This is a genomic window from Neisseria sp. P0009.S007, from assembly GCF_051962515.1.
This window is the reverse complement of sequence record NZ_JBQCVF010001045.1, coordinates 1-292: the sequence shown is the minus strand read 5'-3', so window position 1 is coordinate 292 and position 292 is coordinate 1. Positions and strand designations below refer to the sequence as shown.

The following is a 292-nucleotide window of genomic DNA, read 5'->3' as shown; positions in this document are numbered from 1 at the left end:
ACAAAAACAAAAAAGGAAGCCCCATGTTTTTATGGCTCGCACATTTCAGCAACTGGTTAACCGGTCTGAATATTTTTCAATACACCACATTCCGCGCCGTCATGGCAGCTTTGACTGCTTTGGCGTTTTCCCTATTGCTTGGTCCGTGGACCATCCGCAAGCTGACTGCGCTTAAAGTCGGCCAAGCCGTCCGTACCGACGGCCCTCAAACCCACCTGATCAAAAACGGTACGCCAACCATGGGCGGCTCGCTAATTTTGACCGCCATTACCGTGTCCACAATCTTGTGGGG

At 51.4% G+C, this 292-nt stretch carries 1 pseudogene; it reads left to right on the top strand.

Annotated elements, in window-relative coordinates:
• Positions 1-23: 23 nt before the first annotated feature.
• A pseudogene (locus tag ACTHS3_RS17685) lies at positions 24-292 on the top strand (phospho-N-acetylmuramoyl-pentapeptide-transferase); the annotation flags it as partial.